Source organism: Stappia stellulata (assembly GCF_020176715.1).
Taxonomy (GTDB): Bacteria; Pseudomonadota; Alphaproteobacteria; order Rhizobiales; family Stappiaceae; genus Stappia.
In genome coordinates this window covers 68,815-92,588 of sequence record NZ_JAIVMF010000012.1, presented here as the reverse complement: position 1 = coordinate 92,588, position 23,774 = coordinate 68,815, and the positions used below count along the sequence as shown (strand labels likewise).

The window sequence follows — 23,774 nt, the reverse complement described above, 5'->3', positions numbered from 1 at the left end:
ACATCCATTTGAGACTGGGAGGAGACAGCCGATGAAACTCGCAGTGCCCCGCGAAAGCGAGGCAGGGGAACCGCGCGTCGCCGCCACGCCCGATACCGTCAAGAAATTCGTGTCCCTCGGCTTTGACGTCGCCGTCGAGAAGGGTGCCGGCACCCTGTCGCGGATCGTCGATGCCGACTATGAGGCAGCCGGCGCGACGCTGACCGCCGACGCCAAGGCAACGCTTGCCGACGCGGATGTCGTCCTCAAGGTCCGTCGTCCCTCCGCGGACGAACTGGCCCTGATGAAGAAGGGCGCCATCGTCATCGCCAGCATGGATCCCTACGGCCACGAAGACGAGGTCAAAGCCATGGCCAAGGCCGGGATCTCCGCCTTCGCGATGGAATTCATGCCGCGCATCACCCGTGCGCAGGTGATGGACGTGCTCTCCTCCCAGGCAAACCTCGCCGGTTACCAGGCGGTGATCGACGCCGCGGCCGAATACGACCGCGCGATGCCGATGATGATGACCGCCGCCGGCACCGTGCCCGCGGCCCGCGTCTTCGTCATGGGCGCGGGCGTCGCCGGCCTCCAGGCCATCGCCACCGCCCGCCGGCTCGGCGCCGTGGTCAGCGCGACCGACGTGCGCCCCGCCGCCAAGGAACAGGTGGAATCGCTCGGTGCGAAATTCGTCGCCGTCGAGGACGACGAGTTCAAGCAGGCCGAGACCGCCGGCGGCTACGCCAAGGAAATGTCGGCCGAGTACCAGAAGAAGCAGAACGAGCTGGTCGCGGCCCATATCGCCAAGCAGGACATCGTCATCACCACGGCGCTCATTCCCGGACGGCCGGCTCCCAAGCTGATCAGCAAGGAGATGGTCGCCTCGATGAAGCCCGGTTCGGTGGTCGTCGATCTTGCGGTGGAGCGCGGCGGCAACGTCGAGGGATCCAAGGCCGGCAAGATCGCCAAGTCCGGCGAGGTCAAGATCATCGGCCATCTGAACGTTCCCGGCCGGATCGCTGCCTCCGCCTCCGCGCTTTACGCCAAGAACCTCGTCGCCTTCGCCGAGACGCTCGTCGACAAGGAAGCCAAGGCGATCGCGGTCAACTGGGACGATGAACTCGTCAAGGCGACCGTCCTGACCCGCGACGGTCAGGTCGTGCACCCGGCGTTTGCGCCGGACACCAAGTAAGAGGGGGTCCAGATGACGGAACAAAACGCCACTGAAGCGCTCGAACGCGCCAGGGCCGCGGCCGAAACGGCCCGCGATGCGGCCGAGACCGCGCAGGCGGCGGCGGATGCCGCCAAAGGCTACGCCGACCAGCTCGCCAGCGGGATGGGAGACACGCTCGCTCAGGCCGCCTCGGCGGCCACCGGCGGAGCGATCGATCCCTTCGTCTTCCAGTTCACGATCTTCGTGCTGGCGATCTTCGTCGGCTACTACGTGGTCTGGTCGGTGACGCCGGCCCTGCACACGCCGCTGATGTCGGTCACCAACGCCATTTCGAGCGTCATCGTCGTCGGCGCGTTGCTCGCCGTCGGCGTCGACCTGGCGGCCGAGGGCGCGGGCTACGCGCGCGGCTTCGGCTTCATCGCCCTGATCATGGCCAGCGTGAACATCTTCGGTGGCTTCCTGGTCACCCAGCGCATGCTCGCCATGTACAAGAAAAAGCAGAAATAGGAGGCCGGACACATGCTTTCCGCCAATGTCACGGCCGTCCTCTATGTGATTTCGGCCGTTCTCTTCATCCTTGCGCTGCGCGGGCTGTCCAGCCCGGAGACGTCGCGCCAGGGCAACTTCCTCGGCATGACCGGCATGGCCATCGCCATCGCCACGACGCTGCTCACAGCAGCACCCGGCGCGGGCGGTCTGCTGATGATCCTCGCGGGTCTCGGCATCGGCGGCGCCATCGGCGCCGTCACCGCCAAGCGGGTGCCGATGACCGCCATGCCCCAGCTGGTGGCCGCCTTCCACTCGCTCGTCGGCATGGCCGCCGTGTTCGTCGCCGCCGGTGCGCTTTACGCGCCGCAGGCCTTCGGCATCGGCGTCACCGGCCAGATCCCGGGCGCAAGCCTGGTGGAAATGTCGATCGGCGTCGCCATCGGCGCGATCACCTTCACCGGTTCGGTCATCGCCTTCGCCAAGCTTGACGGCCGCATGTCGGGCGCGCCGATCATGCTGCCGATGCGCCATGCCATCAACGCCGGCCTGGCGCTCCTGATCGTCGTGCTCATCGTCGTGTTCGTGCAGGGCGAAAGCCATACGGTCTTCTGGATGATCGTGATCCTGTCGCTGATCTTCGGCGGGCTGATCATCATCCCGATCGGCGGTGCCGACATGCCGGTGGTGGTTTCCATGCTCAACTCCTATTCGGGTTGGGCCGCGGCCGGCATCGGCTTCACGCTGGGCAACATGGCGCTGATCGTCGTCGGCGCGCTGGTCGGCTCCTCGGGTGCGATCCTGTCCTACATCATGTGCAAGGGCATGAACCGCTCCTTCATTTCCGTCATCCTCGGCGGCTTCGGCGGCGACAGCGTCGCGGCGGCCGGTGGCGGTGCGGAAGAGCGCCCCGTGAAGCAGGGCTCGGCGGAAGACGCCGCCTTCATCATGAAGAACGCCAGCAAGGTCATCATCGTGCCCGGCTACGGCATGGCGGTTGCCCAGGCGCAGCACGCGCTGCGCGAGCTGGCCGACACGTTGAAGGAAGAAGGCGTCGAGGTGAAATATGCCATTCACCCAGTCGCCGGTCGCATGCCCGGCCACATGAACGTGCTTCTGGCCGAGGCGCAGGTGCCCTATGACGAGGTCTTCGAACTGGAGGACATCAACTCCGAGTTCTCCCAGGCCGATGTCGTCTATGTCATCGGCGCCAACGACGTGACCAACCCGGCCGCCCGCGACGATCCGCAGTCGCCGATCTACGGCATGCCGATCCTCGATGTCGACAAGGCCGGCACGGTGCTCTTCGTCAAGCGCGGCATGGGCTCCGGCTATGCCGGCATCCAGAACGAGCTGTTCTTCCTGGACAAGACGATGATGCTCTTCGGCGATGCCAAGAAGATGACCGAGGGTATCGTCAAGGCGATGTGATCCTCCCTCCCCTGCGGCGCCCGGCGCCGCAGGGCGAAGGCATTCTTGCAGAAACGAAAAACGCGGCGCCCGATCCCTCGGGCGCCGCGTTTTCTTTTCCCTCCGGGCAGGCGGAGCTTACGCGTCGTTTGCCGGTCCCGCCATGCCGAGCGCATGCATGTAGAGATCGAGGATCGCTTCCTCTTCCTCGCGCTCGTGCGGCTGCTTCTTGCGAAGCGAAATGATCTTGCGCAGGATCTTCACGTCGAAGCCTGTGCCCTTGGCCTCCGCATAGACATCCTTGATGTCGTCGGCGATGACCTTCTTTTCCTCTTCGAGACGCTCGATGCGCTCGACAAAGGCACGCAACTGGTCGCCGGCAACACCGCCTGGATCGGACATGGATGAACACTCCTTGATCGTTTGAAACATGGTTCGAATGTGGGGAGCCGGTAACGGCGCAAAACCCTGCTTGCGCGCATTTTACGGCGAATTCAAGCTCCGTGAACGAATACGGAACGCTTATGCACACGACCTCCCCAGAGATCAGCCGTGCGGTTTGGATTTCTCGAAGGCCGCGGCCTGTTCCGGCGTTGCCTCGGTCTGATGCTTGGCCTTCCACTCGGCATAGGGCATGCCGTAGACGATTTCGCGCGCGGCCTCCTTGTCGAGGTCGAGCCCGTCCTCGCGGGCCGCATCCACATACCAGTTGGACAGGCAGTTGCGGCAAAAACCGGCGAGATTCATCATGTCGATATTCTGCACGTCGGTGCGGTTGCGCAGATGCGAGACCAGGCGGCGAAACACCGCTGCTTCCAGTTCGATGCGTTTCATGTCGTCGAGTTCAGCCATGACATCCTCCAGGGGTGGATCGTGAGAAAATGCGAGGGGCCGGTCCGTCAGTCGCTGCGCGAACCGTAATGCCTGATCTCCCCGAGTTCGGGGAGCGTGTCCAGCAACCGCCGCACCATCGGCTCCAGGCGCGCCGCCCAGGCCGCGACGCCGGCGGCATCGCCGATCAGATCCTGGCGCACCTCCAGCAGCGCATGGGCAAGCCCGCGCGCGGTGCCGTGCCGATACATGCAGTCGTTCTTCAGCGCGCCGTCATACGGTTCATTGTCGCCGACGACGAGATCCGGCTCCGCCCGCAGGCGGTCGAGCAGCGGCAGGGCGAACCGCGGATCGCTGTCCCACAGCACCCCGGCATGCCAGGGCCGCGGCACGCCGCGCCACACGGGCGTGAAACTGTGCACCGACAGGATCGCCGGCGGGCGCCCTAAGGCAATCGCGGCATCGATCCGCTCGGCGATTGCCGCGTGATAGGGCCGGTGATAGGCGGCCAGGCGCCGTTCGCGCTCGGCCGCATCATGCCGGGCATTTCCCGGCACCACCGCCCCGTCGGACAGGCGCATGATCAGCGTGGGATCGTCCTCGCCGCGGTTCGGATCGATCATCAGGCGCGAGAAGGTCGACAGCACCGCCGGAGCCTTCAGCGCGCGGGCGAGCGCGAAGGTCAGCGCCCGCACGCCGATGTCATAGGCGATGTGGCGCTCGAATTCCGCCGGCGGCAGCCCGAGGTTTCCATAGGCGCGCGGAACCGCATTGCCCGCATGATCGCACAGGATCAGCAGGCCACTTTGCGGATCGCCGGAATTCTGCTCGACCGGGGAGGTATCCGGGTGCGGCGCGGGGGGAAGGGATGCAGGCGCTGTCATGCCACCGATATGGGACAAAGCACCGGCCCCGCGCAAGGTCCGCAACGCCTGAAATCGGACCTTGGCCGGGAAACTCGGGGGAGACAGGGCCACCTCCCTTCCCTAAGGTTGTGCCAAATCGCGCGAATCGATCAGGCAGAAAGATCCAGGCTCCGGATGTCGCAGCACATGCAACACACAGATCTCATGCGCACACGGCTGACGCGCCTGTTCGAGGCAGCCGTCGCCGCCGCCCGGGCGGAGAACTGCCTGCCCCAGCATCTGCCTCCTGCGGAGACCAACGGCCGCATCCTCCTGCTGGCCGCCGGCAAGGCCGCCGGCGCGATGACGGCGGTGGCGGAACGCGTCTATCTCGACGAGCACGGCCTGTCTCCCGACCGTCTGACCGGCCTGTGCGTGACCCGCCACGGCTATGCCCGGCCGACACGCCACATCCCGGTGATCGAGGCCGGGCATCCCGTTCCCGATTCAGCCGGCGTCGAGGGCACGGCGAAATGCCTCGAGATTGCCGCCGGCGCCCGACCGGGCGACCGGATCGTGGTGCTCTTGTCCGGTGGCGGATCGGCCAATTGGGTCGCGCCGGTCACCGGCGTCTCGCTGGCCGACAAACAGGCGGTCACGCGGGCGCTGTTGCGCTCGGGCGCGGCCATCGACGAGATCAACACGCTTCGCCGGCACCTGTCGCGCATCAAGGGCGGGCGCCTGGCCGCTGCGCGCGGGGCAGGGTCCCTGATGACCACCCTTGCGGTCTCCGACGTCCCGAACGACGAGGCCATCGCGATCGCCTCCGGACCGACGCTCCCCGACCCCTCGACCCTCGCCGACGCCCGGGCGCTTCTCGCCCGCTACGTTCCGAACCCGCCGGCAAGCATCGTCGCGGCTCTCGCCGATCCCCGCAACGAGACGCCCAAGCCCGGAGATCCCCTGTTCGACGACACGCGGTTCGAGATCGTCGCGCGGCCGGCATTGTCGCTTGAAGCTGCCGCACAGGCGGCTCGCGACATGGGATACGAGGCGATCCTTCTCGGCGACAGCCTGGAGGGCGAGGCCTCGGAGGTGGCCGCCGCCCATGCCGCGCGCGCCATCGCCCTCGCGGAAGAAGGCCGGCGCTGCGTGCTGCTGTCGGGGGGCGAACTGACGGTGACCCTGCGCGGCGACGGGCGCGGCGGGCCCAACCAGGAGTATGCGCTGGCGCTTGCTGTCGCGCTCGACGGACATCCCGATATTTTCGCGGTCGCCGGCGACACCGACGGCACCGATGGCGGGTCCGGTGCCGCGGATGACCCGGCCGGCGCGCTTGTCGATCCGACGACGCTTAGCCGGGCACGGGCCGAAGGTCATGATGCCGCCGCATTTTTAGCGAGAAACGACAGCACAGGCTTTTTCGGGGCCCTGAATGATCTTCTTCGACCTGGGCCGACCTACACCAACGTCAATGACTTCAGGGCTGTCATCATTGACAAGCCTGAAGCCCGTCGGCCATAAGATGACGCGCATGGTCGTGGCACGAGAAATCGCATGATGAAAACAGCCGCAAGGCATCTGCGCACCACGGCGACACGCAAGCTCCGGTGGGGAGGAGCTCCTGTCGGCTTGGCAGCGCTTCTAACGGTTTTTCTTTCGCTGTTCTCCGCCTCTCCGGCGCAGGCCGAGCTTCGGCTATGCAACAAGACCGAGAGTCAGGTCGGCGTTGCAATCGGCTACCGCGAGAATGACGACTGGGTCACCGAAGGGTGGTGGAACCTGCCGGCGAACTCCTGCGAAACCCTGGTGGCGGGGTCGCTGGTGTCTCGGTTCTATTATATCTATGCAGTCGACTACGACCAGTTCGGTGAATGGGGCGGACGTGCATTCATGTGCACCCGCGAGAAGGAATTCACCATCTCAGGCATTGAGGATTGCGTCGCGCGCGGATTCGAGCGCACGGGATTCTTCGAAATCGATACAGGCGAGCAGAGCAGTTGGACTGTCCAGCTGACGGAGCCGGTACAAACAGGAACGGGTGGACGATGAAGCGTGACAGACGGGTCAAGATACTTGCAACACTCGGACCCTCTTCATCGGACCCCGCGACAATCGAAAAACTCTTCCTGGCCGGCGCCGACGTCTTCCGCATCAACATGAGCCATGCGGATCACGACCGGCTCAACACGCTGGTCAGGACGATCCGCGACATCGAGACCAAGGTCGGCCGGCCGATCGGCATCCTCGCCGATCTCCAGGGACCCAAGCTGCGCGTCGGCACCTTCGAGGGCGACAGCGCGGTGCTCGAGAACGGCGCGACCTTCACGCTCGACAGCGACCCCAAGCCGGGTTCGGCAAGCCGCGTGCACCTGCCTCACCGTGAAATCCTGGAAGCGCTCGAGCCGGGCCACCGCCTGCTGCTCGACGACGGCAAGATCCGCCTGCGCGTGCAGAGCTGCGATGCCAAACACGCCACGACCACGGTCGAGGTCGGCGGCAAGCTCTCCAACCGCAAGGGTGTCAGCGTTCCCGACACCGAAATTCCGGTCGGCGCGCTGACCCCGAAGGACAGCAAGGACCTGGACGCGGCCCTCAAGGCCGGCGTCGACTGGGTCGCGCTCTCCTTCATCCAGCGCCCGGACGATCTGGCCGAAGTGCGCAAGGTGACGCGCGGCCGGGCCGGCATTCTCGCCAAGATCGAAAAACCGCAGGCGATCGAGCGCCTTGCCGAGATCATCGACCTCTCCGACGCGCTGATGGTGGCGCGCGGCGATCTCGGCGTCGAGATGCCGCTGGAACGCGTGCCCGGCCTGCAGAAGCAGATCGTGCGCGCCTGCCGCAAGGCCGGCAAGCCGGTCGTCGTGGCGACGCAGATGCTGGAATCGATGATCACCGCGCCGGTCCCGACCCGCGCCGAGGTCTCCGATGTGGCAACGGCCGTCTTCGAAGGTGCCGACGCGGTCATGCTCTCGGCCGAATCGGCCGCCGGCGATTTCCCGGTCGAAGCGGTCGAGACCATGGATCGCATTGCCGGCGAAGTGGAGCGCGACCCGAACTACCGCGCCATCATTCATGGCCAGCGCCAGGAGCCGGAGCCCACCGGCGCCGACGCCATCGCGGCCGCTGCCCGCCAGATCGCCGAGACGCTGAACCTGGCGGCCGTGGTTTGCTACACGACGTCGGGCGCCACCGGCCTGCGCGCCGCGCGCGAACGCCCGGCGGTTCCGGTGATCGTGATTTCGCCGGTGCTGGAAACCGCGCGGCGCCTTGCGCTCGCCTGGGGGCTGCACTGCGTAGTCAGCGATGACGCCAAGGACGAGAACGACATGGTCGATCGCGCCTGCCGGATTTCCTTCCAGGAAGAGCTCGCAAAGCCCGGCCAGCGCATCATCACCACCGCCGGCGTCCCCTTCGGCACGCCCGGATCGACCAACATGCTGCGCATCGCCTTCATCGGAAGCGACGGCAGCAGCGGCCTCTGAGAGCCGCACCTTCCGGCACAGGCGCCGGACACCAGGACAAGCGAACGCGCCCGACGGTCAAAGCCGTGCGGGCGCGTTTTTCGTTTCGCTGGCGTTGGCCGCGCGCATGTGATCCGGATAGGTCTTGGCGACCACCGCCTCGATCTCGCGGACAACGGCGTCCGTTCGGGTGTGATGCGGCATGTGGCCGGCGCCGGCGAGATCGACCCGCCAGGCATTGGGCAGGTCCCGCACAAGCCCTGCGGAATGAATGTCGGGATAGACGATGGTATCCGCGTCGCCGGTGATCACCGCGGCCGGCTGGTCAATCTGCGGATAGCGCGGAGCCGCCGCCTCGACCTCGGGCTTCAGGCGGGAGACATCCCGGGCATTTGCGAGGAAACTGTGCGGACGAAACAGCAATGGCAGACCGATGGACTTCTGGTAGTTGTCCGGCGCCGGCTCCGGCGCGAAAACGCTGTCGACCCCGTTCGAGGCGACAAGCGAGGCAACCGCCGGCGCGATCGTATGGGAAAACACCGCGCCGACGACTGGCAGCGCCGCGACGTCGTAATACCAGTTCACGCCCCCCGGCCAGGGGTGGGTTGCGGGCGCGATGAACACCAGCCCGGCGAAGGTGTCCGGTGCCTGCAGCGCCAGCTGCGCGACCACCGCTCCGCCCCAGGAGTGGCCGACGGCAACCGCCTTCCCGACCTCCAGATGCGTGACCAGTCCGGCGATCAGCGCGGCCTGACGGGCGGGGCTATGCGCCGCGCCCTCCCCGCGCTGCGAATAGCCGTGCCCCGGCCGGTCGACAAAGATCAGCCGGTAGCGCGCCGACAGCGCGGGCCGGAACGCGGCGACCGGATCGCGCAGGTTCGCACTCGCGCCATGCACGAAGACCAGAACCGGGTCTCCGGCCTCCCAGCCCGGCGGCACATGGTCGACATAATGCAAGGCAACGCCATCCACCGTCTGCATCGCGCCAAGCGGCGGAAAGCGTGCCTCGGCGACGGACGTGCGTTGCATGGCATGAAGCGCGAGCGCGCCGAGGGCGGCAATGCTGCCGCCGGCGAGAATGAGCAGAAAAACAGTCATTCGGAGCTTTATGACACACCTCGTTTGAGCCGGGCGCCGCCGGTTCGGCGCCGGAGATCCGGGTTCCGCGCCGCGTCAGGCGCCGGCCGAATCGGGTCGGATCTGCAGGGGACTGCCCGGGTCAGGTCGGCGACCCGGCGGATTTCGTGGCAAGATCGTCAACTGCCTTACGTGCGTTTTCGCTTGCCGGATGGATCTTCAGGACTTCCTCGAAGATCCGCATCGCGTCCTTGTCGCGCTTGAGCCGGCGCATGATGATGCCGAGGCCCGACATCGCGCCCCAGTGACGCGGTTCCAGCGCCAGCGTGCGCTCAATGTCCGCGATGGAGCGGCCGAAATCCTGTGTCAGGTAATAGACCGTGGCGCGGCGGTTCCAGCCCTCCGCATAGTCGGGGGCAAGCCGCGTCACCATGTCGAGAAGATCGAGCGCAAGGGCGTTGTCCTTGGCCTTCATGGCGGTGCCGGCGCGCGACATCAGCAGGTCGACGGTCGCACTTCCGGACTGCATCCACTTGCGCTGGATCTTGGCGACGATCGGCCGGGCGGCCGCGGTGGACGGCGCCTGCGCCAGCGCGTCGAAGAGCGCATCGACCTCGTTTTGCGACGTGTCCTCGTCGGGGATCGCGGCGCGGGCACCCGATTCGATCTCGCTTTCGGGAAGCGGCGCAAGATCCTCCATCGCCGGCGGCTCCGCCTCGGGCGGAAGCACGCCGGGCGGTTCGCCCTGCGCAAGCGCGGGACCGCCGAGATACAAAAGCAGGAGACAAACGCTAAAAGACCGCATACCGGTGATTATGGATCACCGATTGCGGCCGTCAATGGCAGGCGCAAAGAATGTCCGTGCCCGCTTCGCGCGCTGCGCGCGAAGCAGATCCGGGTCTTCAGCCCTGGCGCGCCTTGAAGCGCGGGGCCTTCTTGTTGATGATGTAGACGCGACCCTTGCGACGAACCATGCGGTTGTCGCGATGCCGGCCCATCAGCGCCTTCAGCGAGTTCTTGATCTTCATCGTCTTCGTCCTCGTCGACGGAACCTCCGCAAGAGCGGGAGCCCGGCATTTCGTCTTCGGCGCTCTCGCACCCGTTTCGCCGGCCTCCGGCGCGCACTGTCGTCTGCGCGCGTCCCCTGAAGGGATTGCGGATCGCCCGGCGGGCGTACGTTCGGGTCCCTAACGGTCCGAACGAGAAAATGGTGGGCGTGACAGGGATTGAACCTGTGACCCCTACGATGTCAACGTAGTGCTCTCCCGCTGAGCTACACGCCCGAGACTGTGGCGCCGGTGTTGCCTGCCTGACGGCAGGTACCGGCAAGTCCGGTCACCGCGCCGACCAAGCGGCAGCGGTGGCAGGGGATATACCGAGGTTCGAAGAACGGTGCAAGCCCTCTCGTCAAACTTCTTTTGCGCGCATGGCGGCAGTGGAAAACATCAGGATAACAGGCCCGCGCACAAAGACCCGCGCACCTTGATCGCGAGGATCCGGCTCAGGCGACGAGCATCCGCTCGACCTCAAGCACCAGGTCCTTGAGATGGAAGGGCTTGGACAGGACCTTCGCATCCTTGGGGGCCTGCGAATCCGGATTGAGCGCCACGGCGGCAAATCCGGTGATGAACATCACCTTCAGGTCGGGGTCGAGCTGCGTCGCGCGCCGTGCAAGCTCGATGCCGTCCATCTCCGGCATGACGATGTCGGTCAGGAGCAGGGAGAACGGCTCTTCGCGCAGCCGCTCATACGCGCTTTTTCCGTTATCGAAAGAAACGACGTCATAGCCGGCTTTCTGCAGCGCCTTGGCGAGAAAGCGGCGCATGTCGTTGTCGTCTTCCGCGAGTAGGATCCGTGTCATTCGCTCCGTCCGTCTGCTTGGAACCGTCGCCTGCCCTGCCGGAACCGGCGACGTCCTGCCCGGCGCCCCGCCTGGGGCCAGCCGCCTCGCCATCGGAGCCCCGGCAGGCCACCCGGCCCGTCTGTTCCCGTTTTGGCACAGCGCGCCGTATCGTTATAAGGCCGACCCGTGGTAAACATCCAGTGAAACCGGGGCAAGGCCCCTGCGCCGGAGGCATTTCCCACCGGCCTTGTGGACATTAACCGCGATTCGGGGACAAATAGGCGCTTGGAATGATGACAAACGGCATCCAGGCGAGGGTTGCAGACGATGGAAGTGATCAGCGGGTTTGAGGACTTGGAGGCCTTCGAGGTCCTGCATCCCGCCGAGCAGAGCGTTCCCTTCGTGTTCAATTCGCCCCACTCCGGCCGACACTATCCGGATGCCTTCCTGCGCGCGTCGCGTCTCGACAAGACTGCCATCCGGCGCTCGGAAGACGCTTTCGTCGACGACTTGTTCCAGCATGTGGTCCCGCTCGGCGCGCCGCTCCTGAAAGCCCGCTTTCCCCGGGCCTATCTCGACGTCAATCGCGAGCCCTACGAGCTCGACCCCAAGATGTACGACGACCGCCTGCCGTCTTACGCCAACATCCGCTCCATCCGGGTCGCGGGGGGGCTTGGCACCATCGCCCGGGTGGTCGGCGAGGCCCAGGAGATCTACCAGGGCCGGCTGTGCGTGCGCGAGGCGCTCACCCGGATCGAGACCATCTACAAGCCCTACCACCAGACGCTGCGCCGGCTTCTGGCGCAAACCCATGTGGCCTTCGGCTATGCGGTGCTGATCGACTGCCATTCCATGCCCTCCGCCATCAAGACGACCGACGGCGGCCCGCGTCCGGACTTCATCCTGGGCGATCGCTACGGCACGAGCTGCGCGGCGCAGCTGGTCGACGCGGCCACCGAGGCGCTGCGCGACATGGGCTATCGGGTAAGCCGCAACAAGCCCTATGCCGGCGGCTTCATCACCGAGCACTACGGCCGGCCGGTCAAGGGGCTGCACGCGCTTCAGGTGGAGATCAACCGCGGTCTCTACATGGACGAGACGAAGACCCTCAAACACGCCGGCTTCGACGCCTTGACGCAGGATCTCGACCGGCTGGCAAAGGCTCTCGTGGCGGTGCAGGGCGCCTGCTTCTATCCGGACGCACTCGCGGCCGAATGATCCCGACATGTCGACGATCGACAACGCCAGTCCAGGCGGGCGTGCGACCGCGTCGGGCGGCAGACAGAAAAAAGGGCCGCACTCTTGCGAGGCGGCCCGAGTCTAGGGAGGAAACGCCCAAGGAGGGCGACGCTCAATGACTGCGTCATATCGCGCTGCACAAATGTTCCACCGCACCGCACAAAAGTCAATATCGAATTCGTGACGACGGTCGGTCGTTTTCCGAATTTTTCCGATTAAACTTTATAATTCAGGTATTTGGTTATTAGTAAATCGTCTTGAAAAAACATTCCAAAACGGTTTTTCTCGACGCCGGCCCGTCGGGCTGGTTTAACGCCAGACATCAACCTCGCCAGACAACACCGTCGCATCCCCCTTGCAGGAGAATGGTCCAAATGCCGTCGACCCCGGATCTCGTCGCTTTCACGGATCGTCTCGCGGACGCTGCCGGCCGGACCATCCTGCCGCATTTTCGGGCCGCACTTTCGATCGACAACAAGCTCGACGGCGGGTTCGATCCGGTCACCATCGCGGACCGCGCCGCGGAGGCTGCCATTCGCGAGATCATCGAGGCCGATTATCCCGAGCACGGCATTCTCGGCGAGGAGCACGGCAATGTGCGCCTCGATGCCGAACATGTCTGGGTGCTCGACCCGATCGACGGGACCCGTGCCTTCATCTGCGGCCTGCCGACCTGGGGCACGCTGATCGGCTTCATGTCCGGCGGCGTTCCGACCTTCGGCGCGATGGACCAGCCCTTCGTCGGCGAACGCTTCCATGGCGACCGGGAGAGCGCCTGGCGCCAGCACGCCGGAACCCGCACCCGCCTGAAGACGCGCGCCTGCGAGCGCATCGAGGATGCGATCATGTGCACCACCCATCCGGGCCTGTTCCAGGGCGCGGAAAAGACGGCCTATGACGCCATCGAGGACCGCGTGCGCACGGCGCGTTACGGGACCGATTGCTACGGATATTGCATGGTCGCGTCCGGACAGGTGGATCTGGTGATCGAAACCGGACTTCAGCCCTATGACATCGTGGCGCTGGTCCCGATCGTGGAAGGCGCCGGCGGGGTCGTCACCACCTGGTCCGGCGGGTCGCCGGCCGAAGGCGGCCAGATTGTTGCCAGCGGCGATCCTCGACTTCACGAGGCCGCGCTGGCGCAGCTTGCCTCGGCGGCCCGCTAAGGACAGCCGGCACCATTGGGGGTGTCAGGATCTGACGCTCTCAAGCGCCCCGTCGGCGACAAAGGCGTCGAAGGCGGCCAGGAACTGGTCCCGGTAGAGGTCATCCTCCATCAGGATCTCGTGGCGCGATCCGGCGATTTCCAGATAGCGGGCGGAGCGGGTCTGGCGGGCGAACGCTTCGGCCGCGCGGGTCGACACGATGATATCCTGCCCCGCCGCGACGATCAGGATCGGCAGCGGCATGGCGGCACCGAAGTCCGGCCCGCTCACCTGGCGCATCGCGCGGCAGGCGGCGGCAAGCCAGTCGACGGTCGGCATTCCGATTTCCAGATCGCCGCGCGCTTTCAGGACCGTTTCGTTGCGGGCAAAGCGGGCCGCATCCGATGTCAGCGGATTGCCGGCGAAATCGGTGCTGGCATTCGGCCCGATCCGCGGCAAAAACGCCGTCCCCAGGCCAATGGCCGACAGGGTCGCGGCAAGCGGGCAGACGATTTTCTGGGGCAGACCGACCGTTCCCAGGCCGATGAGAGGGGCAGAGAGCACGGCGCGCTCGATCTGGGTGCGCAGCCGCCGGGCGGCGAGCAGCACCACCAACCCGCCGGTCGAATGCGCCAGGATATTGTGGGGTCCCGGCATATGGGCCAGCGTGACCTCGCGCATCACCGTATCGAGGTCGACCACGAAGTCCGCGAAATCGTCGACATGCCCGCGCCTGGGGTTTCTCAGCAGACGCGCCGATCCGCCTTGCCCGCGCCAGTCGAAGGTGACGACTGCGAAGCCGCGCGCGCGTAGGTCCGAGATCGTCTCGAAGTATTTCTCGATGCATTCCGCGCGCCCCTGCAGGAGCGTCACGGTTCCCTTCAGCGGCCGATGGCTCGGCATCCAGCGCGCGGTGCGCAGAACGCGGCCGTCGACGGTCGTGACCTCGACGCAAATGCCGCCCTCGGGGACCGGGTTGTCCGGATGATCGAAAAGGTCCATGGCAATCCGGCAGGTGGATCGGCAAAGGCGCCGCGCGAAGGAAAAACCTCGCTTCGTCTTACAGGAGCCCGGCCGCCGGCTCAACACCGGCGGCCGCAGGGTGCCTGTCACGGGACGAAAAGGGGAGGCTCAGAAGCGACCCCAGATGCCCCAGCTGAACTGGCCGTCGCGATGACCGCCGCCCCAGCGGGGTCCGCCGCGGTGACCGCCGCCCCAGCGGCGACCGCCCAGAACGGTGCGTCCGATCACCTGGCCGGAATAGGCGTCGACCACCAGGCGCAGCGGTGCGCCACGGCGCCCGTTGGCCCGCACGACATAGATGTCGCCGCGCGCGCGGATGCGGGAAATATTGCGGAAACCCTTGCGGTGCAGCTTGCGCACGATGCGACGCGGCCCGAGGCGGCGGTCGCGATGGCGGCCATAGCGCTGGCCGACCTTGATCACCTGACCGGCGTCGGCGGTGGCGGCCGCGACCGGCTGGAACGATGCCGCCCGGGCGTCGAGCGCGTGGGCAGCCGGTGCGGTCATCATCAGCCCGGCGGCAACGGCGGCGAGGAGGGTCTTTTTCATCGTGATCTCCTGGGTTGCGGCGCCATCTGCGCCTGTTGAACGCCCCCAATGTGTCACCCGCGACGTGAACCGGATCGGAAGGCCCCGTTCAGATTCCGTTCATCGGCAAAAAAGCGCTGAAAGGCAGCCGCTCCCCCCTCTTGAAACCGCGAAATACCGCCCCCACCTTTCCTGTGCAGGCGCCAAAACGGGCCTGTACGACCGATCCCGATCCTGTCCGGCCAAGACGGCGGACGCCACGGGATCGCACCATCACATGTTGCTCAAGAGAGAGGACACACCGATGCGTCACATGGACTTTAGCCCCCTGTACCGTTCCACCGTCGGCTTCGACCGGCTGTTTGCCATGTTGGATGCCAATTCCCAGGATGCACCGAGCTATCCGCCCTACAACATCGAGCGGACCGGCGAGAATTCCTACCGCATCACCATGGCGGTTGCGGGCTTCCGCGAAGAGGATCTGACGCTTGAGGCCAAGGAACACGTCCTGACGGTCAAGGGCGAACGCCCGGCCGACGCCGACAGCGGCGAATTCCTGCATCGCGGCATCGCGGCACGCGCCTTCGAGCGCCGCTTCCAGCTTGCGGATTTCGTCGAGGTGCGCGGCGCCAGCCTGGAAAACGGCCTGCTGCACATTGATCTCGCCCGCGAGATCCCCGAGGCGATGAAGCCGCGCCGGATCGAGATCACCAGCGGCGACAGCGCCCGGCAGATCGAAAGCAGCGTGAACTAAAGAAGCGAACTAAGGCACACGATCCCTGCCCGCTCCGTCGCGACCACCTCCCCCCGGGCGACGGGCGGGCGCCTTCGGGATCGAAAACGCCGCCGCACGGTGAAAGCCATGCGGCGGCGTTCTCAATTGCGCCATGCGGTTCGCGAAGAACCGACTGTCACAGAAGCGCGACGAAGCGGTCGACCTCCTCGTCCGTGGTCGCGAAGCTCGCGACCAGCCGCACGACATGCTCATCAGTGGCGCAGCCCTCGCGCGACCACTCGTAAAACAGCGCGCCCTCGCCCCTGAGTTTCCCGATCTGCGTCCGGGTCAGGACCGCGAAGACCTCATTCGCTTCGCAGGGCCAGGCAACGCGCGCCCGGCCGCTGTCACCGATTCCCCGGGCAAGCCGCGTGGCGGCCGCATTGGCCCGGCCGGCAAGCTCGAGCCAGTGATCCCCCTCGAAATAGCCGTCAAACTGCGCCGCGACAAAGCGCGACTTGGAAAACAGATGCCCGGCGCGCGCCCGGTGGGTCGCAAGATGCGGCAGTCCCTTCGGATTGAACACGACGATCGCCTCGGCGCACCAGCAGCCGTTCTTGGTCGCCCCGAAGGACAGGACGTCTATGCCCGCCTTCCAGGTCAGCTCCGCCGGGCTGGCGTTCAGATGCACGAGCGCATTGGCAAAGCGCGCGCCGTCCATATGGCATACGAGCCCGCGCGCACGCGCAGGCTCCGTCAGCGCCGCGACCTCCTCGGGTGAATAGACCGTTCCGCATTCCGTTGCCTGGGTAAGGCTGAGAGCCGTCGGTGCGCCGAACCGACTACCCTCCTGGAAGCGCTCGAGCGCCCCGGCCACGGCGTCGGGCGCGATCCGCCCGGCCGAAGTGGCAAGGGGCACGATCTTCATGCCGTGGGAATAGAACTCCGCCGAGCCCCATTCGTCGCAATGCAGATGCGCGGTCTCGCTCGCCAGGATCAATCCGCCGGGGCGCGCGCAGGCCGCCATCGACAGCGCATTGGCGGCCGTGCCGGTCGCCGTGAACAGCACGGACACATCCGTCTCGAAGATATCGCGGAACCGCTTCGTGACGCGATCGGTGAGCGGATCGGTCCCGTAGGCGGGGGCGAATCCGTGGTTGTGGCGGGAGAGCGCATCCATCACCGGCTGCGATGCCCCTGCCCAATTGTCGCTCGAAAAATTCATGATCCGATCTAGGCCCGACAGGGCGCGGCTGGCAAGCCCCTTCGGCAAGCCACAGGCGACGCGACGTTCCATCGACAGAATATTTCAGCGGGCGTTTCGGACCTGGTCGAATGTGACAAATTGCTGCGCACCCGCGAAAGAAATAGTTTATAAGGCCATTCGCAAGCCGCTTGCCCCCATTTCGGAAATCTGGCATTGTGCGCCGCTCCCAATAGGACAGGAATGCTGTCCCATCTGGAGCAAAGAAATCCGGAGCCCCTGTGGTTCCGTGTCTCGCGCGCCCTAGGTTAAGCGGTTGCTTGATGGCAACGGCGCGTCGAGCAAGGGGATTTGAGAGCTGCCAGCGCAGCCACCGGCGGCGCGTCCGACGGAGGGTCTGGACAGGCAGCTTGGGGCGAAGGGTCAGGCTTGCATCTGGCACCGCCGGGGACAGGGACGGTCGTCCGCTGGCCCCTGCCGCGACAGCGGGCGGGCAGACGGAGCGGGACCGCTTCACAAAGTCAGCGTCAGGGCTTTTGCCTGTTCGCCGGACGAGCCGCGTTTTCCGAGGGGAACGCGACCCGAACGGGAGAGGACGGACCGGACGCCGGGATGAGACAAGAGGGCTGAGATGAGCAAGACCGACGCGATGATCGAAGCACAGGACTTCGCAGGAACACCCGCACCGGCCACTGCCCCCACGGCAAAAACGATGCGCGCCCGTCGCGAGGAAGCCGCGCAGAGCGGCCTGTATCATCCCGGCAAGGAACACGATGCCTGCGGCGTCGGCTTCATCGCCCACCTCAAGGGCAAGGCCTCGCATCAGATCGTCGCCGACGGTCTCCAGATTCTGGAGAACCTCACCCATCGCGGGGCCGTCGGCGCCGATCCGCTGATGGGCGACGGCGCGGGCATGCTGGTGCAGATCCCGCATGAGTTCTTCGCCGAGGAAGCCAAGGGCCTGGGCATCGACCTTCCAGAGAAGGGACGCTACGGCGTCGGCTTCATCTTTCTTCCGCGCGATCCCGAACTGCGCAAGACCTGCGAAGAGATCATCGAGCGCGTGATCGCCGCCGAGGGGCAGGCGTGCCTCGGCTGGCGCGACGTGCCGGTCGACAATTCCTCGCTGTCCAAGGCGCCGGAGATCGCCGCGACCGAGCCCTGCTCGCGCCAGGTCTTCATCGCCTGCCGCGACTGCGAGACGCCGGACGATTTCGAACGCCGCCTCTTCGTGCTGCGCAAGGTGATCTCCAACACCGTGCGCGCGGAAAGCGACGCGGTCGAGCACGGCTTCTACATCGTGTCGCTGTCGAGCCGTACGCTGGTCTACAAGGGCATGTTCCTCGCCTATCAGCTCGGCGCCTATTATTCCGACCTGAAGGATCCGCGCTTCGCCTCGGCGCTTGCGCTCGTCCACCAGCGGTTCTCCACCAACACCTTCCCGTCCTGGGATCTGGCGCACCCCTACCGGATGGTCGCCCACAACGGCGAGATCAACACGCTGCGCGGCAACGTCAACTGGATGGCCGCGCGCCAGGCGAGCGTCTCCTCGCCGCATTTCGGCGACGACATCTCCAAGCTGTGGCCGATCTCCTATGAGGGCCAGTCGGACACGGCGTGTTTCGACAACGCGCTGGAGTTCCTCGTCTCCGGCGGCTATTCGCTCGCCCATGCGGCGATGATGCTGATCCCGGAAGCCTGGGCCGGCAACCCGCTGATGGACGACAACCTGCGCGCCTTCTACGAGTATCATGCGGCCCTGATGGAGCCGTGGGACGGCCCGGCCGCGGTTGCCTTCACCGACGGGCGCCAGATCGGCGCGACGCTGGACCGCAACGGCCTGCGCCCGGCCCGCTACATCGTCACCGACGACGATCTGGTGATCATGTCGTCCGAGGTCGGCGTGTTGCCGGTGCCGGAAGAAAAGATCATCCGCAAGTGGCGGCTCCAGCCGGGCAAGATGCTGCTTATCGACCTGGAAGAGGGCCGCATCATCTCCGACGACGAGATCAAGCGCACCCTGTCGACGGCCAACCCCTACAAGGACTGGCTGCACCGCACCCAGATCGTGCTGGAGGACATGCCGGCCGTGCGCGGCCGTGCGCCGGTCGCCGCCGAAAGCCTGCTCGACCGCCAGCAGGCCTTCGGCTACAGCCAGGAAGACATCAAGCTCCTGATGCAGCCGATGGCCACCATCGGCCAGGAAGCCATCGGCTCGATGGGCACGGACACGCCGATCTCCGCGCTCTCCGACAAGCCGAAGCTGCTCTACACCTATTTCAAGCAGAACTTCGCACAGGTCACCAACCCGCCGATCGATCCGATCCGCGAGGAGCTGGTGATGAGCCTCGTGTCCTTCATCGGACCGCGGCCGAACCTGTTCGACCTCAAGGGCCTGTCGACGTCCAAGCGTCTCGAGGTGCGCCAGCCGATCCTCACCAACGACGACCTGGAGAAGATCCGCACCATCGGCGACACGTCGGACAACCAGTTCTCCGCCAAGACGCTCGACATCACCTATGACGTCGCCCATGGCGCGGAGGGCATGCGCGCGGCGCTGACCAACCTGTGCGCCAGCGCCGAGCGTGCCGTTTCCAACGGCTACAACATCATCATCCTGTCCGACCGCCTGCTGTCGCGCGCCCGCATCCCGATCCCGGCGCTGCTGGCAACGGCGGCCGTGCACCATCACCTGATCCGCAAGGGTCTGCGCACCTCCGTCGGCCTCGTCGTTGAGACAGGCGAAGCCCGCGAGGTGCATCATTTCTGCGTGCTGGCCGGCTATGGCGCGGAAGCGATCAACCCCTATCTGGCGTTCGAGACGCTGCTTGCCCTGCATGAGGATCTCGACTTCCCCGAGGAGGTCGATGCCGACGAGGTCGTCTACCGCTACATCAAGTCGATCGACAAAGGCATCCTCAAGGTCATGTCCAAGATGGGCATCTCGACCTATCAGTCCTATTGCGGCGCGCAGATCTTCGACGCGGTCGGCCTGTCGAGCGACTTCGTCAAGGAGTTCTTCTTCGGCACGGCGACGACCATCGAGGGCATCGGCCTCGACGAGGTCGCCGACGAGACCACCCGGCGTCACCGGGTCGCCTTCGAGGACGTGCAGGCGCTGCGCGACATGCTCGAGGTCGGCGGCGAGTACAACTACCGCATCCGCGGCGAGCGTCACATGTGGACGCCCGACAACATCGCCTCGCTCCAGCATGCCGTGCGCGGCAACCTGCCGGAGAAGTACCGCGACTTCGCGCGCGAGACCAACGAGGAGAACGGCCGGTTCACCATCCGCGGCCTGTTCCGCATCAAGTCCGCCGAAGACGTCGGCCGCAAGCCTGTCGCCATCGAGGACGTCGAGCCGGCGGCCGAGATCGTCAAGCGCTTCTCCACCGGCGCCATGTCCTTTGGCTCGATCTCGCGCGAGGCGCATTCCACCCTCGCGGTCGCGATGAACCAGATCGGCGGCAAGTCGAACACCGGCGAGGGTGGCGAGGAGCCGGAGCGCTACCAGCCGCTGCCGGACGGGTCGATGAACCCGATGCGCTCGGCGATCAAGCAGGTCGCCTCGGGCCGCTTCGGCGTCACCACCGACTATCTCGTCAACGCCGACATGATCCAGATCAAGGTCGCGCAGGGCGCCAAGCCCGGCGAGGGCGGACAGCTGCCCGGCCACAAGGTCGACGCGGTGATCGCCAAGGTGCGCCATTCGACGCAAGGGGTGGGCCTGATCTCGCCGCCGCCGCACCACGACATCTATTCGATCGAGGATCTGGCGCAGCTGATCTACGATCTGAAAAACGTCAACTCGGCCGCCGACATCTCGGTCAAGCTCGTCTCGGAAGTCGGCGTCGGCACGGTCGCCGCCGGCGTTGCCAAGGCGCGCGCCGACCACATCACCGTCTCCGGCTACGACGGCGGCACGGGCGCGTCCCCGCTGACCTCGATCAAGCACGCCGGCAGCCCCTGGGAAATGGGCCTGGCCGAGACCCAGCAGACCCTGGTGCTGAACGGGTTGCGCTCGCGCATCGCGCTGCAGGTCGACGGCGGCCTGAAGACCGGCCGCGACGTGGTGATCGGCGCGCTGCTGGGGGCCGACGAATTCGGCTTCTCCACCGCGCCGCTGATTGCGGCGGGCTGCATCATGATGCGCAAGTGCCACCTGAACACCTGCCCGGTCGGCATCGCCACCCAGGACCCGGTGCTGCGCAAGCGCTTCAAGGGCATGCCCGAGCATGTGGTGAACTACTTCTTTTTCGTCGCCGAGGAAGTGCGCGAGATGATGGCCGCCATGGGCGTCACCCGCTTCGAGGAGCTGGTCGGCGACACCACCATGCTCGACCAGGAAAAGATGCTTGAGCACTGGAAGGCGCGCGGGCTCGACTTCTCGCGCCTCTTCCACATGCCCGACGCCACGCCGGACCAGCGCCGCTGGAGCGAACGCCAGAAGCATCCGATCGACGACATTCTCGACCGCCGCCTGATCGCCGCCGCCGAACCGGCGCTGGAGCGCAAGGAAAAGGTGACGATCGCCGAGACGATCATGAACGTCGACCGCTCGACCGGCGCCATGCTGTCGGGCGAGGTTGCCCGACGCTACGGCCACAAGGGGCTGAAGGACGACACCATCGAGATCAATCTGACCGGCACCGCCGGCCAGGCCTTCGGTGCCTTCCTGACCCGCGGCATCTCGATGCACCTGGAAGGCGATGCCAACGACTATGTCGGCAAGGGCCTTGCCGGCGGGCGGCTGGTGATCCGGCCGAGCCCGAAGAGCGCGGCCGACCCGGACGCCTCGATCATCGCCGGCAACACCGTGCTCTACGGCGCGACCGAGGGCGAATGCTACATTCGCGGCATCGCCGGCGAACGCTTCGCGGTGCGCAACTCCGGTGCGCTCGCGGTCGTCGAGGGTGTCGGCGACCACGGCTGCGAATATATGACCGGCGGCGTGGTTGTCGTGCTCGGCTGGACGGGCCGCAACTTCGCGGCCGGCATGTCTGGCGGCGTGGCCTATGTGCTCGACGAGGACAATTCGTTCCGCTCGCGCTGCAACCTCGCCATGGTCGACATCGAACCGGTGCCGGAAGAAGACGACCTGCTCGAGAAGCTCCACCACCATGGCGGCGACATCGAGCACAAGGGCCGTGTCGACCTCACCGCCGACATGACCCGACACGACGACGAGCGCTTGCGCCAGCTGATCTCCAACCACATCGCGCACACGGGCTCGGCCTGGGCGCAGGAGATCCTCGACAACTGGGACGACTTCCGTCCCAAGTTCGTCAAGGTGATGCCGGTGGAGTACCGCCGCGCGCTCAAGGAAATGGAAGAAAAGCGGCTCGGCCTGGTGGCGGCCGAGTAAGGGGAGACGGAGAACATGGGAAAAGTCACCGGTTTTCTGGAAATCGATCGGCAGGAACAGAAGTACCAGCCGGCGTCGGACCGCATCCGCCATTTCAAGGAGTTCACGCTCCCGCTGGAGGACAAGGAAGTCGAGCGCCAGGCGGCCCGTTGCATGGACTGCGGCATCCCCTATTGCCACGGTCCGGTCGGCTGTCCGGTCAACAACCAGATCCCCGACTGGAACGACCTCGTCTATAACGGCGACTGGGAAGAGGCGGCGCGCAACCTGCACTCCACCAACAACTTCCCGGAGTTCACGGGCCGCATCTGCCCGGCACCTTGCGAGGAAGCCTGCACGCTGAACCTCGAGGACGTGCCGGTCGCGATCAAGACCGTGGAACAGGCGATTGCCGACAAGGCCTATGCGGAAGGCTGGATCCAGCCGGAACCGCCCGCCGTCAGGACCGGCAAGACGGTTGCGGTCGTCGGCTCCGGCCCGGCCGGCATGGCGGCGGCCCAGCAGCTCGCCCGCGCCGGCCACACCGTGCATGTCTATGAGCGCGAGCCCAAGGCCGGCGGCCTGATGCGCTACGGCATTCCCGACTTCAAGATGGAAAAGCACTATATCGACCGCCGCGTCGAGCAGATGGAGGCCGAGGGCGTCGTCTTCCATTACGGCGCCAATGTCGGCGTCACGGTCACGGTCGACGAACTCAAGCACCGTCACGACGCGCTGCTTCTGACCTGCGGCGCGGAACGCCCGCGCGATCCGGGCATTCCGGGCATGGACCTGCAGGGCTGCATGTATGCAATGCCCTTCCTGGTGCAGCAGAACCGTCGCGTCGGCGGCGAGGACGTCTCCGGCGAGGCGCCCTATTGGGCCGGCGGCAAGCATGTCGTCGTGATCGGCGGCGGCGACACCGCGTCGGACTGCGTCGGCACCTCGTTCCGCCAGGGCGCGCTGTCGGTCACCCAGCTCGACATCCGCCAGCGTCCGCCGGAAAAGGAAGACAAGCTCTCCGTGTGGCCCTACTGGCCGACGAAGATGCGCACCTCCTCCAGCCAGGCGGAAGGCGCGGAGCGCGAATTCGCCGCCGCGACGCTCGAGATCGTCGGCGAGGACGGACATGTCACCGGCGTGAAATGCGCCCGCGTCGACGAGAAGCGCCAGCCGATCCCCGGCACCGAATTCATCCTGCGCGCCGAGCTGGTGCTTGCGGCCATTGGCTTCGCCGGTCCGCTCGAAGGCACCTATCTGGAAGAGATGAAGGACGAGATTGCCCGTGACGCGCGCGGCAACGTCCTGGCCGACACCGACGCCTACAAGACCTCGGTCGACGGCGTCTTCGCCGCCGGCGACGTCCGCCGCGGCCAGTCGCTGGTCGTCTGGGCGATCCGCGAGGGTCGCCAGGCCGCCCGCGCCATCGACCTGCATCTGACCGGCACGACCAACCTGCCGCGCTGA

The 23,774-nt window shown here is 66.1% G+C and carries 21 protein-coding genes and 1 tRNA gene; 11 read left to right on the top strand and 11 right to left on the bottom strand.

The genetic code is table 11. The features are described from left to right. Positions 1-31 precede the first annotated feature (31 nt). Genes LC092_RS14670 through LC092_RS14660 form a run of 3 tightly spaced genes read left to right on the top strand, consistent with a single transcriptional unit; the run spans position 32 to position 3,070 of the window. Positions 32-1,171 carry a Re/Si-specific NAD(P)(+) transhydrogenase subunit alpha gene (locus tag LC092_RS14670; RefSeq protein ID WP_224807767.1) on the top strand — a complete coding sequence of 380 codons (1,140 nt, stop codon included), beginning with the start codon at positions 32-34 and terminating at the stop codon, positions 1,169-1,171. Between the two features lie 12 nt (positions 1,172-1,183). Beyond that, positions 1,184-1,660 carry a proton-translocating transhydrogenase family protein gene (locus LC092_RS14665; RefSeq protein WP_224807764.1) on the top strand — a complete coding sequence of 159 codons (477 nt, stop codon included), beginning with the start codon at positions 1,184-1,186 and terminating at the stop codon, positions 1,658-1,660. A gap of 12 nt (positions 1,661-1,672) precedes the next feature. Beyond that, the gene (locus tag LC092_RS14660) at positions 1,673-3,070 is read left to right on the top strand and encodes an NAD(P)(+) transhydrogenase (Re/Si-specific) subunit beta (RefSeq protein WP_224807763.1); all 1,398 of its coding nucleotides are present in this window, start codon (positions 1,673-1,675) and stop codon (positions 3,068-3,070) included. Between the two features lie 117 nt (positions 3,071-3,187). On the opposite strand, the gene LC092_RS14655 is transcribed toward LC092_RS14660, so the two are convergent. The 3 genes from LC092_RS14655 to LC092_RS14645 all read right to left on the bottom strand — a co-directional run bounded on the left by LC092_RS14655 (position 3,188) and on the right by LC092_RS14645 (position 4,764). Beyond that, positions 3,188-3,451, bottom strand: coding sequence for a DUF2312 domain-containing protein (locus LC092_RS14655; protein ID WP_224807762.1), 264 nt, complete (start codon positions 3,449-3,451; stop codon positions 3,188-3,190). A 144-nt stretch (positions 3,452-3,595) separates the two neighbouring features. Beyond that, positions 3,596-3,901, bottom strand: a complete 306-nt coding sequence (locus LC092_RS14650; RefSeq protein WP_224807760.1) for a DUF1244 domain-containing protein — start codon at positions 3,899-3,901, stop codon at positions 3,596-3,598. A gap of 47 nt (positions 3,902-3,948) precedes the next feature. After that, on the bottom strand, positions 3,949-4,764 hold the full coding sequence (locus LC092_RS14645) for an N-formylglutamate amidohydrolase (protein ID WP_224807758.1): 816 nt from the start codon (positions 4,762-4,764) through the stop codon (positions 3,949-3,951). A gap of 168 nt (positions 4,765-4,932) precedes the next feature. Between LC092_RS14645 and LC092_RS14640 the strand changes: the two genes are divergently transcribed. Genes LC092_RS14640 through pyk form a run of 3 tightly spaced genes read left to right on the top strand, consistent with a single transcriptional unit; the run spans position 4,933 to position 8,210 of the window. Continuing rightward, complete coding sequence (locus LC092_RS14640; RefSeq protein WP_224807757.1) at positions 4,933-6,249, top strand: glycerate kinase; 1,317 nt, start codon at positions 4,933-4,935, stop codon at positions 6,247-6,249. Positions 6,250-6,282: 33 nt separating this feature from the next. Beyond that, a complete protein-coding gene (locus tag LC092_RS14635; protein WP_318245929.1) occupies positions 6,283-6,777 on the top strand; it encodes a DUF1036 domain-containing protein in 495 nt (164 codons plus the stop codon). Continuing rightward, positions 6,774-8,210 carry a pyruvate kinase gene (gene pyk / locus LC092_RS14630; protein WP_224807756.1) on the top strand — a complete coding sequence of 479 codons (1,437 nt, stop codon included), beginning with the start codon at positions 6,774-6,776 and terminating at the stop codon, positions 8,208-8,210. Before LC092_RS14635 ends, pyk begins: the two co-directional genes overlap by 4 nt. A gap of 57 nt (positions 8,211-8,267) precedes the next feature. On the opposite strand, the gene LC092_RS14625 is transcribed toward pyk, so the two are convergent. The 5 genes from LC092_RS14625 to cpdR all read right to left on the bottom strand — a co-directional run bounded on the left by LC092_RS14625 (position 8,268) and on the right by cpdR (position 11,127). Beyond that, positions 8,268-9,287 carry an alpha/beta fold hydrolase gene (locus LC092_RS14625; RefSeq protein WP_224807751.1) on the bottom strand — a complete coding sequence of 340 codons (1,020 nt, stop codon included), beginning with the start codon at positions 9,285-9,287 and terminating at the stop codon, positions 8,268-8,270. A 121-nt stretch (positions 9,288-9,408) separates the two neighbouring features. Then, positions 9,409-10,071 (bottom strand): tetratricopeptide repeat protein, encoded by a 663-nt coding sequence (locus tag LC092_RS14620; protein WP_224807750.1) that lies wholly within the window; start codon positions 10,069-10,071, stop codon positions 9,409-9,411. A 97-nt stretch (positions 10,072-10,168) separates the two neighbouring features. Continuing rightward, positions 10,169-10,294 carry a type B 50S ribosomal protein L36 gene (gene ykgO / locus LC092_RS14615; RefSeq protein ID WP_029059454.1) on the bottom strand — a complete coding sequence of 42 codons (126 nt, stop codon included), beginning with the start codon at positions 10,292-10,294 and terminating at the stop codon, positions 10,169-10,171. Between the two features lie 180 nt (positions 10,295-10,474). Then, a tRNA-Val gene (locus LC092_RS14610) sits at positions 10,475-10,549 on the bottom strand. A gap of 218 nt (positions 10,550-10,767) precedes the next feature. Further along, positions 10,768-11,127: a cell cycle two-component system response regulator CpdR gene (gene cpdR / locus LC092_RS14605; protein ID WP_029059455.1), complete on the bottom strand. Its 360-nt coding sequence runs from the start codon at positions 11,125-11,127 to the stop codon at positions 10,768-10,770. 309 nt (positions 11,128-11,436) lie between these two features. Here cpdR and LC092_RS14600 point away from each other — a divergent pair, with 309 nt between their 5' ends. Both LC092_RS14600 and hisN read left to right on the top strand, forming a co-directional pair. Next, positions 11,437-12,327: an N-formylglutamate amidohydrolase gene (locus LC092_RS14600; protein ID WP_224807749.1), complete on the top strand. Its 891-nt coding sequence runs from the start codon at positions 11,437-11,439 to the stop codon at positions 12,325-12,327. A gap of 395 nt (positions 12,328-12,722) precedes the next feature. Then, complete coding sequence (gene hisN, locus LC092_RS14595; protein ID WP_224807748.1) at positions 12,723-13,514, top strand: histidinol-phosphatase; 792 nt, start codon at positions 12,723-12,725, stop codon at positions 13,512-13,514. A 24-nt stretch (positions 13,515-13,538) separates the two neighbouring features. On the opposite strand, the gene LC092_RS14590 is transcribed toward hisN, so the two are convergent. Both LC092_RS14590 and LC092_RS14585 read right to left on the bottom strand, forming a co-directional pair. Then, complete coding sequence (locus LC092_RS14590; RefSeq protein ID WP_224807743.1) at positions 13,539-14,495, bottom strand: alpha/beta fold hydrolase; 957 nt, start codon at positions 14,493-14,495, stop codon at positions 13,539-13,541. Between the two features lie 129 nt (positions 14,496-14,624). Beyond that, positions 14,625-15,065, bottom strand: coding sequence for a hypothetical protein (locus LC092_RS14585; protein WP_224807742.1), 441 nt, complete (start codon positions 15,063-15,065; stop codon positions 14,625-14,627). A gap of 283 nt (positions 15,066-15,348) precedes the next feature. Here LC092_RS14585 and LC092_RS14580 point away from each other — a divergent pair, with 283 nt between their 5' ends. Continuing rightward, positions 15,349-15,798, top strand: a complete 450-nt coding sequence (locus tag LC092_RS14580) for an Hsp20 family protein (protein ID WP_224807741.1) — start codon at positions 15,349-15,351, stop codon at positions 15,796-15,798. A gap of 157 nt (positions 15,799-15,955) precedes the next feature. Here LC092_RS14580 and LC092_RS14575 read toward each other — a convergent pair whose 3' ends face one another. Continuing rightward, entirely contained in the window at positions 15,956-16,984 is a 1,029-nt protein-coding gene (locus LC092_RS14575) for a threonine aldolase family protein (protein WP_224807734.1), read from the bottom strand. 610 nt (positions 16,985-17,594) lie between these two features. Between LC092_RS14575 and gltB the strand changes: the two genes are divergently transcribed. Both gltB and LC092_RS14565 read left to right on the top strand, forming a co-directional pair. Next, positions 17,595-22,328, top strand: coding sequence for a glutamate synthase large subunit (gene gltB, locus LC092_RS14570; RefSeq protein WP_412103586.1), 4,734 nt, complete (start codon positions 17,595-17,597; stop codon positions 22,326-22,328). A gap of 15 nt (positions 22,329-22,343) precedes the next feature. Next, positions 22,344-23,774, top strand: coding sequence for a glutamate synthase subunit beta (locus LC092_RS14565; RefSeq protein WP_224807731.1), 1,431 nt, complete (start codon positions 22,344-22,346; stop codon positions 23,772-23,774).